Origin of the sequence: Streptomyces sp. NPDC086023 (assembly GCF_044540325.1) — a bacterium.
In the GTDB taxonomy this organism is placed as follows: Bacteria; Actinomycetota; Actinomycetes; order Streptomycetales; family Streptomycetaceae; genus Streptomyces.
The window spans coordinates 131,641-146,515 of record NZ_JBITRX010000003.1 but is presented as its reverse complement, the minus strand read 5'-3'; the positions used below and the strand labels follow the sequence as shown (position 1 = coordinate 146,515).

The window sequence follows — 14,875 nt, the reverse complement described above, 5'->3', positions numbered from 1 at the left end:
CGCGACCTCGGTCTTCACACCCGCAAGCCCGGGACGGCGGCGCAGGGCCGGGCGGAGCCCGGAGTGCCGCCACTAACCGGAATACGTAATTCCCAATCGCGCACGCACCGGAATCCGGACACGCACCGGGCACGGCTCCCCCCTTTGTGGGGATCTGAACGTTCAGCCCGGCCTGCCCCCCTGCCTCCCCTGGGCCCGGCCAACCTCAAGAACCTCAAGAACCTCAAACAGCTCAAGAGCCTCATGCGACCCCCGCAAGCTCAGCCAGCGGCCACCGGCGTGACCAGGACCAGCGGAATGCCCTCGCAGGGCGTCAGCGTCAGCCCGCCGTGGGCGACGGGGTGCGGGGAGGCGAGCGCCCCGGCGAAGTCAGGCCCCTTCAGCAGCGAGCCCGCGAGGTGGCGGGGGTCGGTGGAGGCGGCGACCCGCCCGCGCGCGTTCACCAGGCTCGCCCGGTACGGCAGCCCCTGGAGCAGCGGCATGACCTCGGCCTCGAAGTGCCGCAGGTACACGTCGGCGGCGGCGACCCCCGCGAAGCGCCCGGCCACCCGCACCGGGGCCGCCAGGGTCAGGCTGTACTCCTCCGAGCAGAGGTAGTCGACGTACGGGCCCGCGACCGTGCGGGCCCCGGTGTCGCGGGGCAGGGCGTACCAGTCCCAGTGCGTGTAGTCGGAGTAGGCGGAGGTGCCGGGGTCCAGGTCGAGCAGGAGCGGGCGGACGGCCCCCTCAGGGGCGGACTGCCACCATTCCAGCCACGCCGGTACGTCGGCCAGCAGGCCGGGAGCGGCGGACACCACCTGCGTGCCGTACGCGGAGTGGGTGCGGGCCTGGACCGAGATCAAGGGCTGACCTGCCGATGACCTCCGCCCCGCCCGCGCCCGCCGCCGCACCGGCGGCGCGGGCCACCGCACCGGCCGCCGGACCCCTCCGGCGGCTGGCCGGGGGCCTGCACCGGCGCCCCCGGCTCCGCCTCGCCCTGCTGCTCTCCGCCCCGCTCACCTGGCTGGTGCTGACACGCCATGAACCTCTCACGTCCGGCGCGGATCGCGCTGCGGCTGGCCGCGGTGCTCGGCTTCGCGGTGATCTACGTGCCGCTGCTGCTGGTGCTGGTCAACTCGGTGAACCCGGACCGCAGTGCGGGCTGGCCGCCCAGCGGCCTCACGCTGCGCTGGTGGGCCGACGCCTGGGGCAGCGACGGGGCCCGGGCGGCGCTGTGGACTTCGGTGAAGGCGGGGCTCGGCGCCACCGCCGTCGCGCTCGTTCTGGGCACGCTCACCGCCTTCGCCGTGCACCGGCACCGGTTCTTCGGCCGGGAGACGGTGTCGTTCGTGGTCGTGCTGCCGATCGCGCTGCCGGGCATCGTCACGGGCGTGGCGCTCAACTCCGCGTTCCGTACGGTCCTGGAGCCGCTGGGCGTGGGGCTGGGGCTGTTCACGGTGGTGGTCGGGCACGCCACGTTCTGCGTCGTCGTGGTGTTCAACAACGTGCTGGCCCGGCTGCGTCGGCTGCCGGGTTCGTACGAGGAGGCGGCGATGGACCTGGGCGCGGACGGCTTCCGGGCCTTCCGGGACGTCTCCTTCCCGCTGGTCCGGTCGGCGCTGGCGGCGGGCGGGCTGCTGGCCTTCGCGCTGTCCTTCGACGAGATCGTGGTGACCACCTTCACCGCGGGCCCGGGTGTACAGACCCTGCCGGTGTGGATCTTCTCGAACATGGCGCGGCCGCAGCAGGCGCCGGTGGTCAGCGTGGTCGCCGCGGTGCTGGTGGTTCTCTCGGTGGTCCCGGTGTTCCTCGCCCAACGGCTGTCGTCCGGCACCGTTTCGGTCAATCGGGGTGTGGCCGAAGGGAAATGACCCTATTGTGCGCCCGTAGCGCGCCGGGTCCTCCGGCGCGGAGCCGGGTTCTCTGGGGGGTTCATGGACAGGTCGACACGGAGGAGATACCGGGCGCTGGCCGGTGCACTGGTGCTGGGACTGACCGGCGCAGGGCTGGCCGGGGCGCTGGTCCCGCAGGCGTCGGCGATCACCCCGCCGGTCGCGTTCACCGCCGACGACCTGCCGACCTGGCAGACCAACGGCGTGGTGTGGTCCCTGGCGGCGGCCGGGAGCACGGTGTTCGCCGGCGGTACGTTCTCGGCGGTGCGGCCGCCCGCCGGCGGCGCGGGCACCGAGCAGCAGGCGGTGAACTTCGTCGCCCTCGACGCCGCGACCGGCGCCCCCACCTCGTGCAAGCTCTCCTTCACCGTGGGCTCCGGCACCGCCACCGTGCGGGCACTGGCGCTGTCCGCGGACAAGTCCACGCTGTACGCGGGCGGTTACTTCGGTGCGGTCAACGGGCTCGCGGTGAGCAGCCTGGCTGCGATCGACGTGGCGACCTGCACGCCGAAGAACACCTTCCGCCCGAGCTTCCCCGCGACGGTCCGCGCGCTCGCCGTCACCGGCGACACCGTCTACGTCGGCGGCGACTTCGGGACCGTGGCGGGCCAGACCCGGCAGCGGTTCGCCGCGATCGACGCCGGCACCGGCGCGCTGAAGCCGTTCACGGCCAACGCCGACGAGCCGGGCCGGGCCCTGGAGGTCACCCCGGACGGCAGGAACGTGATCCTGGGCGGTGACTTCTTCACCGTCAACGGCACCGCCACGCACGCCCTCGCGGTGGTCGACGCGACGACCGGCGCGCTCACCAAGGCGTATCCGGCCGGGTTCATCCAGAACCAGTCGGTGGTCAAGGACCTCACCTCCGACGCCACCGGCTTCTACACGGCGAACGAGGGCACCGGCGGGTTCGACGGCCGGATCGCGCTGAACCTCTCCGACTTCAACCAGAAGTGGCGGGACAGCTGCCTCGGCGCCACCCAGGCCGTCCTGCACCACCAGGGCGTGCTGTACAGCGCCTCGCACGCCCACGACTGCTCCAGCGTGGGCGAGTTCCCCGACGGCCAGCGCCACCACCTGCTGGCGCAGCCGGTCACCGGCACCGGCAAGCTGGGCTGGGCTCCCGACACCAACGACGGCATCGGCGAGGGCATCGGCCCGCGCGTGCTGGCCGTGGGGGCCAAGAACGGCGTCGAGTACCTGTGGGTCGGCGGCGAGCAGACCACCGTCAACGGACACGCCCAGCAGGGCCTGACCCGCTTCGCGTCCACCGGTGACACCGGTGCGCCCACCACCCCGGTGGCCAGCGCGGGCTCCGTCAGGCCGGGCGAGGTGCAGGTGCGCTGGCGCACCAGCCTGGACCTGGACGACAGCCGGCTGACGTACCGGATCTACCGCAACGGCGGGGGCTCCCCGGTGCACACGGCCACCGCGGACTCGCTGTTCTTCCTCCGCCCGCAGGCCTCCTGGACCGACACCGCGGTGACGGCCGGCCAGACGTACACGTACCGGGTGACGGCCACGGACGCGGCCGGCAACACCAGCGCCCTGTCGGCGACGGCGAGCGTGACCGTGCCGACCGCGGTGCAGTCGTACCCGGACCGGGTCCGCTCGGACGGCGCGACGCTGTACTGGCGGTACGACGACCCGGTCCTCCCCTTCGTGGCGGACTCCTCGGTCTCCGGGAACACCTCCGGTCTGCACGTCAACGGCCCGGCGCTGCGGCAGGGTCCGGGTGCGATCAGCGGCCCGAGCACGGCGATCGGCTTCGACGGCGCGGTGCAGAAGGTGCACAGCGACCGGCGCCAGACGGTGACCCCCAGCTACAGCCTGGAGACCTGGTTCCGGACCTCCACCACCCGCGGCGGCAAACTGCTGGGCTTCGGCAACAACACCACCCGGAACAGCTCGGCGTTCGACAAGCACCTCTACATGACGAACGACGGCCGGATCGTCTTCGGCATCTACAACGGCGCCACCCGCACCATCACCACGGCGGCCTCGTTCAACGACAACCAGTGGCACCACGTGGTCGCGACGCAGGGCCCGGGCGGCATGGTGCTCTGGGTGGACGGCCAGAACCGCGGCACGCTGCCGCACACCACGAACCAGGCCTACGGCGGCTACTGGCACGTGGGCGGCGACAACCTCAACAACTGGCCCAACCGCCCCACCAGCAACTACTTCGCCGGGCAGCTCGACGAGACGGCCGTCTACCCGTCGGTGCTGACGGCGGCCCAGGTGCAGAACCACTTCACCCTGGCCAAGGCGCCCTCGGACTCGGTGGCGCTGGTCACCGCGAGCGAGGACACGTACGTCAACCAGGGCGCCCCGGACACCAACTACGGCGCGTCCAGCTCCCTGGCCGTGCGCGGCAGCAGCCTCTACCAGAGCTACCTGCGCTTCAACCTGCCGGCGGCCCCCGCGGGCACGGTGCTGAAGTCCGCCACCCTCAGCGTCAAGACCAGCACGATGAGCGGAGCGGGCACGGCCGACACGGTCTCGGTGGTGCCGGTCACCGGGGCGTGGACCGAGGCGGGCACCACGTACAACACCCGTCCGGCACTGGGCGGGACGGTCCTGGGCACGCTGCCGGGCGTCGCGGACGGCTCCGCGGTGGCCTCGGTGCAGCTCGACCGGGCCGCGGTGGCGGCGGCGCTGGGCGGCGGCTACAGCCTGGCGCTCACCGGGCCGGGTACGGACGCCCTGTGGCTCTGGTCCTCCGAGGCGACGGCCAACGAGGGCACGCCGCAGCTCTCGCTGACCTTCGGACCGGCCTGAGGGCCTGGGGGACGGCCTGACGGCCGGCGGCCCGGAGGGACCTGAGGAAGGGGGCGCGGACCTGATCCGCGCCCCCTTCCCGTACCCGGGGACGGAGCCGCCTCCGCCCGGGCGCGGTCAGCGCGGTGCTGCGGCGTCGGCCTCCGCCAGCACCCCGGCGTCCGGGATCCAGTCCGCCGTGGCCGCGTTGGCCCGCACCTGCTCGGGGCTGGTCGCCCCGGCGATGACCGAGGCACAGCCCGGCTGGGCGCCGAGCCAGCCCATGGCCAGCTCCAGCAGGCTCCGGCCGTGCTTCTCGGCCACCGCGGCCAGGGCCTCCACGCGGTCGATCCGCTCCGCGACGTACGCGTCCCGGCCCGCCAGCCGCGAGCCCGCCGGCGCGTCGGCGCCGCGCCGCACCTTGCCCGTCAGCAGCCCGTTGGCCAGCGGGAAGTACGGCAGCACGCCGACGCCGTAGTGCACGGCGGCCGGCACCAGTTCGTACTCGGCGTGGCGGGCCAGCAGCGACCAGTGGTTCTGGGCCGAGACGAAGTGGGCGGTGCCCAGTTCGCGGGCCGTGTGCTCGGCCTCGGCGAGCTGCCAGCCGCTGAGGTTGGAGTGCCCGATGTAGCGGACCTTGCCCTCGGCGACCAGCTCGGTCAGGGCGGCGAGGGTCTCGGCCACCGGGGTGGTGGGGTCCGGGCTGTGCAGCTGGTACAGGTCGATGTGGTCGGTGTCCAGGCGGCGCAGCGAGGCCTCGACGGCACGGCGGATGTAGCCCCGCCCGCCGCGGCCGCCGGCGGCGGGCCCGTAGCCCATGTCGACGCCGTCGAAGCCGAACTTGGTGGCGAGGACCACCTGGTCGCGGCGGCCCTTGAGGGCCTTGCCCAGGAACTCCTCGGAACCGCCGCGGTTGCCGTAGATGTCGGCCGTGTCGAACAGGGTGATGCCGGCGTCGAGGGCCGCGTCGACGACCGCCCGGGTCTGCCCGGCGTCGAGCCGGCCCCCGAAGTTGTTGCAGCCGAGGCCCACGGCGGAGACCCGCAGACCGCTGCTGCCGAGGGGGACGTAGCGCATGGACGGGACTCCGTTCGCTCGGGTGTACGGGCCGGAGGGGCCGCGACCGGTCGATCCTACGCGGCCCCTCCGGATCCCTGGGGCGCTGCCCGGGTCACCCGCGGTGGACGCGCAGGTGCGCCACCTCGTACGACATCTCGTCGACGCCCGGCTCCGGCGCCGGGTGGTAACGGCCCGCGCAGACCGAGAGGTTCACGATCAGGTACGCGTGCCAGCGGCGGCCCACGCCGGCCCGGTCGGCGAACACCCGGCGGCCGTTGACCCACCAGGCCACCGACCGGGAGCCGAACTCCACCGCCAGGTCCACCCACGCGCCCGGGGCGATGGCCGGGTCCCGGTGGTAGGACTGGGCGCCCTTCACGTGGTTGGTCAGCTCCAGCAGGTCGGGGTTGTCGGGGTGGTACTCGAAGACGTCGATCTCCTGCCCGCCGTCGCGCCAGGTCCAGATCGCGGGCCAGGCGCCGAGTTCGCGCGGCAGCCGCACCCGGGTCTCCAGCACGTCCCCGGTGCGCAGCATGAACCCCTCGTCGCTGCCCTCGGTGGTGAGCAGGCCCGCGTCCCAGTCGCCGTCCGGGCGGCGCGTGGCGCGGAACAGCCCGGTGCGGCTGTAGGCGGGGTCGGCGGTGAGGTGGTCGAGCTTGTTGTCGCGGTGGTTGGTGGGTCCGCCGTCCGGATAGGCCCAGGAGCGGCCGGCGACCCATTGGGAGGTGGAGCTGAAGTCGGCGGTGAAGACGGGGGTGGTGGAGGGCCCAGGGCCGGGTGGCGGGGCGGGCGTCGGGCCGGGGACCTGCGGCCCGGGGCCGGGAGCCGGGGGTTCGGGGCGGGGGCCCCTGCGGCGGCGCAGCAGGCGGTCCAGCCAGTCGGGGAGGTCGGCGGGGAGTCCGGCGGTGGGGGGCATGGGTGACCACTCCTCGGGTGCGGTCGGGCAGGGGTCGCCCTGACCGTGCCCAACCTGCATGCGGCATATGCCGGTTCATCGCTGAGAGTGATCAGTTCGTTACCTGTGGCGATGCCCACTGGCCCCACGGCGGAACGGTCACCACTCTGGAGGCATGGCGGACGCGGAGCGGCACACGGGCCCCGGCGACTCCCGGGGCGGCATCCCCGGCGCCGGCCCGGCGGACGGTGCCGGCCGGGGCGGGGGCCCCGGCCGCGGCACCCCCGGCGAAGGGGACGGCGACGTACGGCTCGCCGGCCCCCGAGGCCGCCGGGTCCTGCTCGTCACCGTCCTCGGCTCGACGATGGCGCTGCTCGACTCGACCGTGGTCAACGTGGCGCTGCCCCGCATCGGCGCCGACCTCGGCACCGACATGGCCGCGCTCCAGTGGACGGTCAACGCCTACCTGCTCACGCTCGCCGGACTGATCCTGGTCGGCGGGGCGCTCGGCGACCGGTTCGGCCGGCGCCGCGTGTTCGTCCTCGGGGTGGTCTGGTTCGCCGCGGGCTCCCTGTTGTGCGGTCTGGCGCCCAACGCCCCGGTGCTGATCGCGGCCCGGGCCCTCCAGGGCATCGGCGGCGCCCTGCTGACCCCCGGCTCGCTGGCCCTGATCCAGGCCTCCCTGCACCCGGACGACCGGGCGCGGGCGGTGGGCCTGTGGTCGGGCTTCGGCGGCATCGGTGCGGCCGTCGGTCCGTTCCTCGGCGGCTGGCTGGTGGACGGGCCGGGGTGGCGCTGGGTGTTCCTGCTGAACGTGCCGCTCGCCGCGCTCTGCGTGCCGGTCGCGCTGCGCCACGTACCGGAGTCGCGGGACCCTGCGGCGCACGGCCGGTTCGACGTGCTGGGCGCGGTGCTCGGGGCGACGGCGCTGGCCCTGGTGACGTACGCGCTGATCGAGGCCGGGAGGGCGGGCCCCGCGGTGGTGGCGGCCGGGGTCGCGGGCGTGCTGGCGGGGGTGGCGTTCGTCGTGGTGGAGCGGCGGCGCGCCGACCCGATGGTGCCGCCCGAGGTGTTCGCCTCGCGGCAGTTCACCGCCCTGAACGTGGTGACGCTGTTCGTCTACGCCGCGTTCGGCGGGTTCTTCTTCCTGGCCGTGCTGCAGCTCCAGGTCGTCTCCGGCTACTCCGCGCTGGGCGCGGGCACGGCGATGCTGCCGACCACGCTGGTGATGCTGCTGCTGTCGGCGCGCTCCGGGGAGCTGGGCGAGCGGATCGGCCCCCGGATCCCGCTCACCGTGGGGCCGCTGCTGTGCGCGGCGGGCATGCTGCTGATGCTGCGGGTCGGGCCCGACGCGTCGTACTGGGGTGACGTGCTTCCCGCGATGCTGGTGCTCGGGCTCGGCATGGCCGCCCTGGTGGCGCCGCTGACCTCGGCGGTGCTCGCGTCGGTGGATCCCGGCCGGGCGGGGCTGGCCAGTGGCGTCAACAACGCCGCCGCGCGGGTGGCCGGTCTGCTGGCGGTGGCGGCGCTGCCCCTGCTCGCCGGGATGGGCCCGGAGGCGTACCGGTCCCCGGACGAGTTCGACGCGGCCTTCGGCCCGGCCATGACCTGGTGTGCCGGGCTGCTGGTGGCGGGGGCGGTGCTGGCCTGGACGACGGTGCGGTCCCAGGCGCCGGCCGGCTGCCACCCGCAGTGCCACACCCACTGCGCGGTGTCCGCGCCGCCCCTTGAGCCTCCGGCGGAGGGCCGGTAGACGCCCCCGCCTCCGGGTTTCAGTGGGTCACCGGCTGGCGGCCCAGCAGGGCGGTCACCTCGCGGTCGGTGGTCTGCTCGAAGTCCTCGTACCAGAGGCCGACGGCGTGGAAGGGCTGCGGCCGGCTCAGGCAGATCACCTCGTCCGTCTCCGCGGAGAGGGCCACCAGGGCCTCGGGCGCGGCGACCGGTACGGCGAGCACGAGCCGTGCGGGGTCGCGGCCCCGGAGGTGCCGCAGCGCGGCCCGGGCGGTGACCCCGGTGGCCAGCCCGTCGTCGACCAGCACCACCGTACGGCCGCGCACCTCCGGCGGGACGCGGATGCCGCGGTACAGGGCCTCGCGCCGGCGCAGCTCGATGCGCTCGCGGGCGACGTCGAAGGCCAGCTCGTCCTCGGTGAGGCCGAGGTACTCCAGGGAGCGCGGGTCGAAGAGGGGCGGGTCGTCGTCGACGATCGCCCCGATACCGAGTTCGGAGTGGCCGGGGGCGCCGATCTTGCGGGCCACCAGGACGTCGAGGGGCGCGTGCAGGGCCTCCGCCACCTCGGCTCCCACGGGGACCCCGCCGCGCGGCAGGGCGAGGACCAGGGGCCGCTTCCAGCGCTGCTCCGCCGCGACGGCCGCGACCCTCTCGGCCAGCTGCCGGCCGGCCTGCTGTCGGTTGGTGAAGCGCGTGGCCATCGTCGTTCCTCCTCACGGCGGGCCGCCCAGCGCGCGCAGGAACCACGCGCGGGCGGCCTCGGCGACCTGTTCCAGTGCCCCCGGTTCCGGGAAGAGGTGCGTGGCGCCGGGTACGACGGTCAGCTCGCACGGGGCGGTGAGCCGCTCGGCGGCCTCCCGGTTGAGCCGCAGCACCTCGGTGTCCCGCCCTCCGACGATCAGCAGGACGGGCGCCCGTACGCGGCCCAGTGCGGCCCTGGCGAGGTCCGGGCGTCCGCCCCGTGACACCACGCAGCGCACCCGGTCCGGCCGGTCCGCCGCGGCGACCAGGGCCGCTGCGGCGCCCGTACTGGCGCCGAACAGGCCGACCGGCAGCCCGGCAGTGTCCGCGCGGCCCCCCAGCCAGTCCACGGCCGCGACCAGGCGGGAGCCGAGCAGCGGGATGTCGAAGCGGTGCTCACCCGTCAGCGTGTCCACGGCCTCCTCACGCGGGGTGAGCAGGTCGAGCAGCAGGGTGCCCAGGGGGCCCTCGCGCAGGTCCCGGGCCACGGCCTGGTTGCGGACGCTGTGGCGGGAGCTGCCGCTGCCGTGCGCGAACACGACCACCTGCCGGGCCCCGGACGGCAGAGCGAGGTCGCCGTCGACGGCGGAGCCGTCCACGGGGACCTCGATCTGTTCGATGCGATGCGCGGCCACCACGCTCTCCTCGGAACGCCCCGCGCCTACCCGGCCCGAGTCGCCCGAAACGGGCGGGTGGCGACGACTCGCCCTGTTACGGGGCGTCACCGCCTGCCGGCCCGGCGGCCGGGTCCGTGTCCGGCCCGGCCGCCTCGGCCGCAGGGTTGAAGTGGCGCAGCTTCTCGGGGTTGGCCTGCAGGCGCACGTTCAGCATCACGCCGTCGAGCACGTCGTAGGTGAGCACCCCCAGGACGTGGTCGCCGGACGAGAAGACCAGCCCCTCCTCGCCGTTGACCAGCTCGTGCCGGGCGACGACGCCCGCGTTCTCCGGCTTGGCCAGCACGCCGAGGATCCAGCGCGCCACCTTGTCCGGTCCGTGCAGGGGCCGCAGGGCCGCCCGGACGATGCCGCCGCCGTCGGACCAGGCGGTCACGTCGGGGGCCATCAGCTCCATCACGGCCTTCAGGTCGCCGCCCGCGCAGGCGGCCAGGAAGCGCTCGGTGATCTCGTGGCGGCGCTGGGTGTCCGTGTCGAAGCGGTGGAGGCGGGCCTGGACATGTGACCGGGCGCGGTGGGCGGTCTGGCGGACGGTGGCCTCGGTGCGGTCGAGCACCGTGGCGATCTCCGCGTACGCGTACCCGAAGACCTCCCTGAGGACGAACACGGCACGCTCGAGCGGGCTCAGGCTCTCCAGCACCACCAGCATCGCGGTGGACACCGAGTCGGCCCGCTCCGCCTCCTCCGCCACGTCGGGCTGCGTGAGCATCGGCTCCGGCAGCCAGGGGCCGACGTAGGCCTCCCGCTTGGCGCGGGCGGAGGTGAGCCGGTTGAGGGAGAGGTTGGTGACCGTGCGGACCAGGTAGGCCTTCGGGTTCTCGACGGAACTCCGGTCGTCCTGGGCCCACTTCAGCCAGGCGTCCTGGAGGACGTCCTCGGCGTCGGCGACACTGCCGAGCATCCGGTAGGCGGTGGCGAAGAGCAGCCGCCGGTGCTCCGAGAACGGACCCAGGACATCGGCTTCGGCAGGAGAGTCGATCACCACAGCACCCTCTCAGCCCCACCCCCCGCCCGCAAGGGCCCAGGGCGGGGCCCGGGGTGTGGGGCCGGTGGTCCGGAGCCGGGAGGCGGCCGGCGCCGGGGCGGGACTAGCGGGGGCAGAACTCGGCCGCCAGGATGCCGTTGAGGCTGTACAGCTCCCACAGGGGCCAGTCGCCGTTGTAGTTCAGCGCGATGGCGTGCGAGCCGTCCTGGGTGGCGTACAGGTAGCTGAAGGAGCCGAACGCCGCGCCGTTGTGCCCGTACAGCACCACGGTGCTGTCGTCGGCGCAGGTGAGGGTGCGGCGCGTGAGACCGAGGCCCACGTCGGCCTGTGCGGACTTCCAGGGCCGGGCGGCGTACCAGTGACCGGGCGTGGCCGCGTCGCCGGAACTGACCGTGCTGATGGCCGGGTTGACGATGCACTCCGGCCACGCGAGTGCGGGGTCGCACGGGATGCCGGGCAGACCGGGACCCGGGGTGCCGACGCGGTTCGGGTTGAGCTGCGTGCGCATGGCGGTGAGCTGCTCGGCGGGCAGCAGGCGGCCGCCGAGGAGGGCCCTGATGAAGATGATCAGGTCCCCGGTGGTGGAGACGATGGCGCCGGCGGCCCCGCCGATCGAGGGGTTCCAGTCGGCGGCCGGCCGCGAGAGGTGCCCGAACACGCCGCGGGGCCGCAGGTAGTTGGTGTAGAACGCGTCGTGCGGTCCGGGCAGCACCGGGTCCGAGCCGGGGAGCACGGTGTGGGCGAGGCCGAGGGGCCGGATGACGCGCCGGTCGACCTCCTCGGCCCAGGGCCGTCCGGTCACCTTCTCGATGATCATCCCGAGCAGGACGAAGTTGGTGTTGCCGTACGCCATGCTCGTGCCCGGCGCGAACTGCGGCCCATGGTTGGCGCCTTCGTCGAGGAGCCGCTGCGCCGAGTAGTCGGGCAGGGCGGGGAAGCTCGCGCCGGCAGTGGCCAGGAAGGACAGGTCGCCCAGGTAGTTGAAGACGCCGCTGGAGTGGGACAGCAGATCCTTGACGGTGATGGGCGGCTTCCCGGGGCCGGGCGGGTCGAAGCAGGTCCAGGTGGCGGGGTTGCACCCCTGCGTGGCGTTGGTCTTCAGCACCGGCCCGAGCAGCCCGAACACGTCGTCGGTCAGCCGCAGCCGGCCCTCGCCGACCAGCTGGAGCGTGGTGGTGGCGACGAAGAGCTTGGTGATGGACCCGGCCCGGTAGGGCCGGTCCGGATCCCGGTCCGGCGCCCCGGCGTCGCTGCGGGCCGTGCCGGTCCAGTCCGTGCCGTCGCGGTGCACGCGGGCGATGATCCCCGGGATGCCGTCCCCGCCTGCGGCCGTGCCGGCCTCCGCCCGCATGGCCGCAAGCAGCGCCTCGTGGGCGGCCGCTGTGCCGGTGGCCGTATCGGTCACCGTGCCCGTTCCGGCCTCCGTCTGTGCCACCGCCGCCGTGCCGGGCAGCCCCAGTGCCAGCACCAGCGCGGCGGTTCCACCCGCCAGCAGCCGCCGCGGGCCGCTCCCCCGTACCGTCCCCGTGGTCCTCACGCGTCCCCCTGTGGTCACCCCCGCGCCCCGTGCACGGCGGCGCGCGCAATGTACGGAGCGGACGGGCAGATGGGAAGGGGGCGTCCGGCGGCACCTCCCGGCGGTGGCCGGCGGAGCACGATCCGGCAGACCCGGCCCGATCCGAAGGAGCCGGCCCTGCCGACCGTCCGGCCGTCCGGCCGGCAGCCTAGGCCGCCGGGCGGGGACGGTGGTGGCTCCGGTGGGCGACCACGCGGCGCAGGACCCTGCGGTAGGAGCGCCGCAGCAGGCGCAGCGGGTGCGGGCGGCCCGTCGGCCGGGCACCACCCGGGGCCACGAGGGGCACGCGCGGCATCGGGAGGCGCTCGCCCCCGACGTCCAGCTCGCACAGGAAGTCACCGCCCAGGTTGCCGAGGGTCACGGCGATCGGCCTGGGCGGCTGCCCGGGCAGCTCGGCCCGCAGCACGGTCACCCCCTGCGCGGGCGCCCGTCCCTGCCGTACGACCTTCCCGTCGACCAGCACCTCGACGTCCCCTCCCGCGCGCTCCAGCACGACGCTGACCGAGTGCCCGTCCCGGTCCAGGTGGAAGCGCGTACGCGCGGTCCTGCCCATGTCTCCAGCGTAAGCGGGGACGGCGGCGTCCGCCGGTACGGCGGGCGCCGCCCTCCCCGCCTGCCCGCTACCCCTCGAAGCCGTACGGGCGGGTGATGATCTCCATCCCGTGGCCGGCGGGGTCCCTGAAGTACAGGCCGCGGCCGCCGTGGTGGTGGTTGATCTCGCCGGGCTGCTTCAGGAAGGGGTCGGCGTAGTACGTGATCTCCCGCTCGCGGATGCGGGCGAAGGCCGCGTCGAACTCGCCGTCGGAGACGAGGAAGGCGTAGTGCTGCGGGACGATCGACTCGGCGGGGACGGAGGCGAATTCCAGGGTGACGCCGTTCGCCGTGTCGACGGGTACGAACGGGCCCCAGGCGGTGCCGACTTCGAGTCCGAGGACGTGGGCGAGGAACTCGGCGGACAGGCGGTTGTCCAGCGCGTGGACGATGGTGTGGTTCAGCTCGACTGACATGTGTGGAGTGCTCCGTAGGGCATTCTCACGGGCACCTCCATGCCTCACCCGGCCGGTGACCGACACGCGATGCCGTCCCTCGACCCTAGGCGCTCGCCCGGGCGGGGTCGAGCGCTTTTGCGCCCCCTGCGGAGGCACCGGCCGGCTCGGCGCCCGTGCCGTGTCACACGTCGCGCTGCATGAAGACGCGCGGCCACCTGTCCAGCCCGTGCTCCGCCTCCCGGGCCAGGACGTCCCGCTGCCCGGGGCCGAGCGCGGCGTCGTCCACCGGCCGGAAGCCGCAGCGGGCGTAGTAGGGGGCGTTCCACGGCACGTCGGCGAAGGTCGTGAGGGTCAGGGCGGGCACGCCGTCCGCGGCCGCCCGGCCGGCCAGGTGGTCCAGCAGAGACCTCCCGATGCCGCGGCGTGCGCTGTCGGGGTGCACCGACACCTGCTCGACGTGCAGGTTGCCGTCGAGGCGGTCGGCGATCAGGTACGCCACGGGAACGCCGGCCCCGTCGACGGCCACCCAGGCCAGTCCGGCCCGCCGGTACCGGGCGAGTTCAGTGAGCGGCAGCGGCTCGTCGTCCGCGATCTCGGGCATGCCGACGTCGCGGAAGCACCGTCCCGCCGCCCTCTCGATGTCCTGGAGCAGGGGCAGTTCGCCGGTCCGGGCCTCTCGGATGCTCATGGCCCGATTGTCCCGGGCCGACGGGGCGGCCGCGAAGGATTTCCGCCCCCGCGACCGCCCGCCGGGGAGTCAGGCGAGGGGCGCCTTGCTGCGCAGCACGGTGAGGAACTCGCGCATCCAGACGGGATGGTCGGGCCAGGCGCGGGAGGAGACGAGGGTGCCGTCGACGATCGCCGCCCCGTCCTCGAAGACGGCGCCCGCCGCGCTCATGTCCAGCTCCAGCGCGGGGTACGAGGTGACCCGACGCCCGTCGAGGGCGCCGCTCGCGGCGCTGATCAGCGGGCCGTGGCAGATCTGGGCCACGGGCTTGTCGGCCGTCGCGAACGCGGACACGATCCGCCGGACCTCGGCGTCGTTGCGCAGGTACTCGGGGGCTCGGCCGCCGGGCAGCACGAGCGCCACGTACTGCGCCGGGTCGACCTCGGCGAAGGCCAGGTCGGCGGGCCAGGTGTAGCCGGGCTTCTCGGTGTAGGTGTCGAAGCCGTCCTCGAAGTCGTGCACGACGAAGCGGAGCTTCTTGCGCGACGGCGCCGCGATGTGGACCTCGTACCCCTCCTCCAGCAGCCGCTGGTAGGGGTAGAGGACCTCGAGCGACTCCGCCGCGTCGCCGGTCACGATGAGGATCTTCGCTGCCATGGGCTGCTCCCGCTGCTGGGGCGACGATGGACCGCCCCCACGGTGCCCCCACCCGCAACCTTTGCCAAGAGGGCCTCCGCCCGGACCCGGCGCACGGATGCGGACGGGAGCGCACCCGGCGGCCGAGCGCGCCGTGGCCCTCCCCCTCCCCCCGCTCGTCGGGCGAGCCGTGGGACGACGGTCGGCATGACGGACCGGGATCGCCCGGGGTGAGCCCGCGGGCGCTCGCGGACAGGATCGCCGACCGTGCCGTGGCAGCGCGCCTTCCGG

General features: G+C 74.4%; 13 protein-coding genes and 1 pseudogene. 3 read left to right on the top strand and 11 right to left on the bottom strand.

Annotation, left to right across the window (positions count from 1 at the left end; genetic code table 11):
- Window positions 1-260 precede the first annotated feature (260 nt).
- Window positions 261-788 (bottom strand): annotated as a pseudogene (locus ACIF6F_RS07280) (cache domain-containing protein); the annotation flags it as partial.
- 231 nt (window positions 789-1,019) lie between these two features.
- Here ACIF6F_RS07280 and ACIF6F_RS07275 point away from each other — a divergent pair.
- Window positions 1,020-1,850, top strand: coding sequence for an ABC transporter permease (locus tag ACIF6F_RS07275; RefSeq protein WP_399942527.1), 831 nt, complete (start codon window positions 1,020-1,022; stop codon window positions 1,848-1,850).
- A gap of 63 nt (window positions 1,851-1,913) precedes the next feature.
- Window positions 1,914-4,652 carry a DNRLRE domain-containing protein gene (locus ACIF6F_RS07270; RefSeq protein WP_399942524.1) on the top strand — a complete coding sequence of 913 codons (2,739 nt, stop codon included), beginning with the start codon at window positions 1,914-1,916 and terminating at the stop codon, window positions 4,650-4,652.
- Between the two features lie 117 nt (window positions 4,653-4,769).
- Here ACIF6F_RS07270 and ACIF6F_RS07265 read toward each other — a convergent pair whose 3' ends face one another.
- Window positions 4,770-5,708, bottom strand: coding sequence for an aldo/keto reductase (locus ACIF6F_RS07265; protein WP_399942522.1), 939 nt, complete (start codon window positions 5,706-5,708; stop codon window positions 4,770-4,772).
- 94 nt (window positions 5,709-5,802) lie between these two features.
- The gene (locus tag ACIF6F_RS07260) at window positions 5,803-6,606 is read right to left on the bottom strand and encodes a beta-glucanase (RefSeq protein ID WP_399942519.1); all 804 of its coding nucleotides are present in this window, start codon (window positions 6,604-6,606) and stop codon (window positions 5,803-5,805) included.
- Between the two features lie 154 nt (window positions 6,607-6,760).
- Here ACIF6F_RS07260 and ACIF6F_RS07255 point away from each other — a divergent pair, with 154 nt between their 5' ends.
- A complete protein-coding gene (locus ACIF6F_RS07255; RefSeq protein ID WP_399942517.1) occupies window positions 6,761-8,338 on the top strand; it encodes an MFS transporter in 1,578 nt (525 codons plus the stop codon).
- 19 nt (window positions 8,339-8,357) lie between these two features.
- Here ACIF6F_RS07255 and ACIF6F_RS07250 read toward each other — a convergent pair whose 3' ends face one another.
- The 8 genes from ACIF6F_RS07250 to ACIF6F_RS07215 form a co-directional block, all read right to left on the bottom strand.
- A complete protein-coding gene (locus ACIF6F_RS07250; RefSeq protein ID WP_399942514.1) occupies window positions 8,358-9,017 on the bottom strand; it encodes a phosphoribosyltransferase in 660 nt (219 codons plus the stop codon).
- A gap of 12 nt (window positions 9,018-9,029) precedes the next feature.
- Window positions 9,030-9,692, bottom strand: coding sequence for a dienelactone hydrolase family protein (locus ACIF6F_RS07245; protein WP_399942512.1), 663 nt, complete (start codon window positions 9,690-9,692; stop codon window positions 9,030-9,032).
- A 76-nt stretch (window positions 9,693-9,768) separates the two neighbouring features.
- Window positions 9,769-10,713: an RNA polymerase sigma-70 factor gene (locus tag ACIF6F_RS07240; protein WP_399942509.1), complete on the bottom strand. Its 945-nt coding sequence runs from the start codon at window positions 10,711-10,713 to the stop codon at window positions 9,769-9,771.
- A 106-nt stretch (window positions 10,714-10,819) separates the two neighbouring features.
- Complete coding sequence (locus ACIF6F_RS07235) at window positions 10,820-12,253, bottom strand: serine hydrolase domain-containing protein (RefSeq protein WP_399942507.1); 1,434 nt, start codon at window positions 12,251-12,253, stop codon at window positions 10,820-10,822.
- 187 nt (window positions 12,254-12,440) lie between these two features.
- A complete protein-coding gene (locus ACIF6F_RS07230) occupies window positions 12,441-12,845 on the bottom strand; it encodes a hypothetical protein (protein ID WP_399942505.1) in 405 nt (134 codons plus the stop codon).
- 67 nt (window positions 12,846-12,912) lie between these two features.
- Entirely contained in the window at window positions 12,913-13,299 is a 387-nt protein-coding gene (locus ACIF6F_RS07225; protein WP_399942503.1) for a VOC family protein, read from the bottom strand.
- A gap of 163 nt (window positions 13,300-13,462) precedes the next feature.
- Window positions 13,463-13,969 carry a GNAT family N-acetyltransferase gene (locus tag ACIF6F_RS07220; protein ID WP_399942500.1) on the bottom strand — a complete coding sequence of 169 codons (507 nt, stop codon included), beginning with the start codon at window positions 13,967-13,969 and terminating at the stop codon, window positions 13,463-13,465.
- 69 nt (window positions 13,970-14,038) lie between these two features.
- The gene (locus ACIF6F_RS07215) at window positions 14,039-14,605 is read right to left on the bottom strand and encodes a DJ-1/PfpI family protein (protein ID WP_399942497.1); all 567 of its coding nucleotides are present in this window, start codon (window positions 14,603-14,605) and stop codon (window positions 14,039-14,041) included.
- Window positions 14,606-14,875 lie beyond the last annotated feature (270 nt).

Excerpts from the sequence above, each read along its gene's own strand:
- ACIF6F_RS07220 (WP_399942500.1), bottom strand. The coding sequence starts at position 13,969 with ATGAGCATCCGAGAGGCCCGGACCGGCGAACTGCCCCTGCTCCAGGAC.
- ACIF6F_RS07255 (WP_399942517.1), top strand. The coding sequence starts at position 6,761 with ATGGCGGACGCGGAGCGGCACACGGGCCCCGGCGACTCCCGGGGCGGC.
- ACIF6F_RS07275 (WP_399942527.1), top strand. The coding sequence starts at position 1,020 with ATGAACCTCTCACGTCCGGCGCGGATCGCGCTGCGGCTGGCCGCGGTG.
- ACIF6F_RS07230 (WP_399942505.1), bottom strand. The coding sequence starts at position 12,845 with ATGGGCAGGACCGCGCGTACGCGCTTCCACCTGGACCGGGACGGGCAC.
- ACIF6F_RS07270 (WP_399942524.1), top strand. The coding sequence starts at position 1,914 with ATGGACAGGTCGACACGGAGGAGATACCGGGCGCTGGCCGGTGCACTG.
- ACIF6F_RS07250 (WP_399942514.1), bottom strand. The coding sequence starts at position 9,017 with ATGGCCACGCGCTTCACCAACCGACAGCAGGCCGGCCGGCAGCTGGCC.
- ACIF6F_RS07225 (WP_399942503.1), bottom strand. The coding sequence starts at position 13,299 with ATGTCAGTCGAGCTGAACCACACCATCGTCCACGCGCTGGACAACCGC.
- ACIF6F_RS07265 (WP_399942522.1), bottom strand. The coding sequence starts at position 5,708 with ATGCGCTACGTCCCCCTCGGCAGCAGCGGTCTGCGGGTCTCCGCCGTG.
- ACIF6F_RS07260 (WP_399942519.1), bottom strand. The coding sequence starts at position 6,606 with ATGCCCCCCACCGCCGGACTCCCCGCCGACCTCCCCGACTGGCTGGAC.
- ACIF6F_RS07215 (WP_399942497.1), bottom strand. The coding sequence starts at position 14,605 with ATGGCAGCGAAGATCCTCATCGTGACCGGCGACGCGGCGGAGTCGCTC.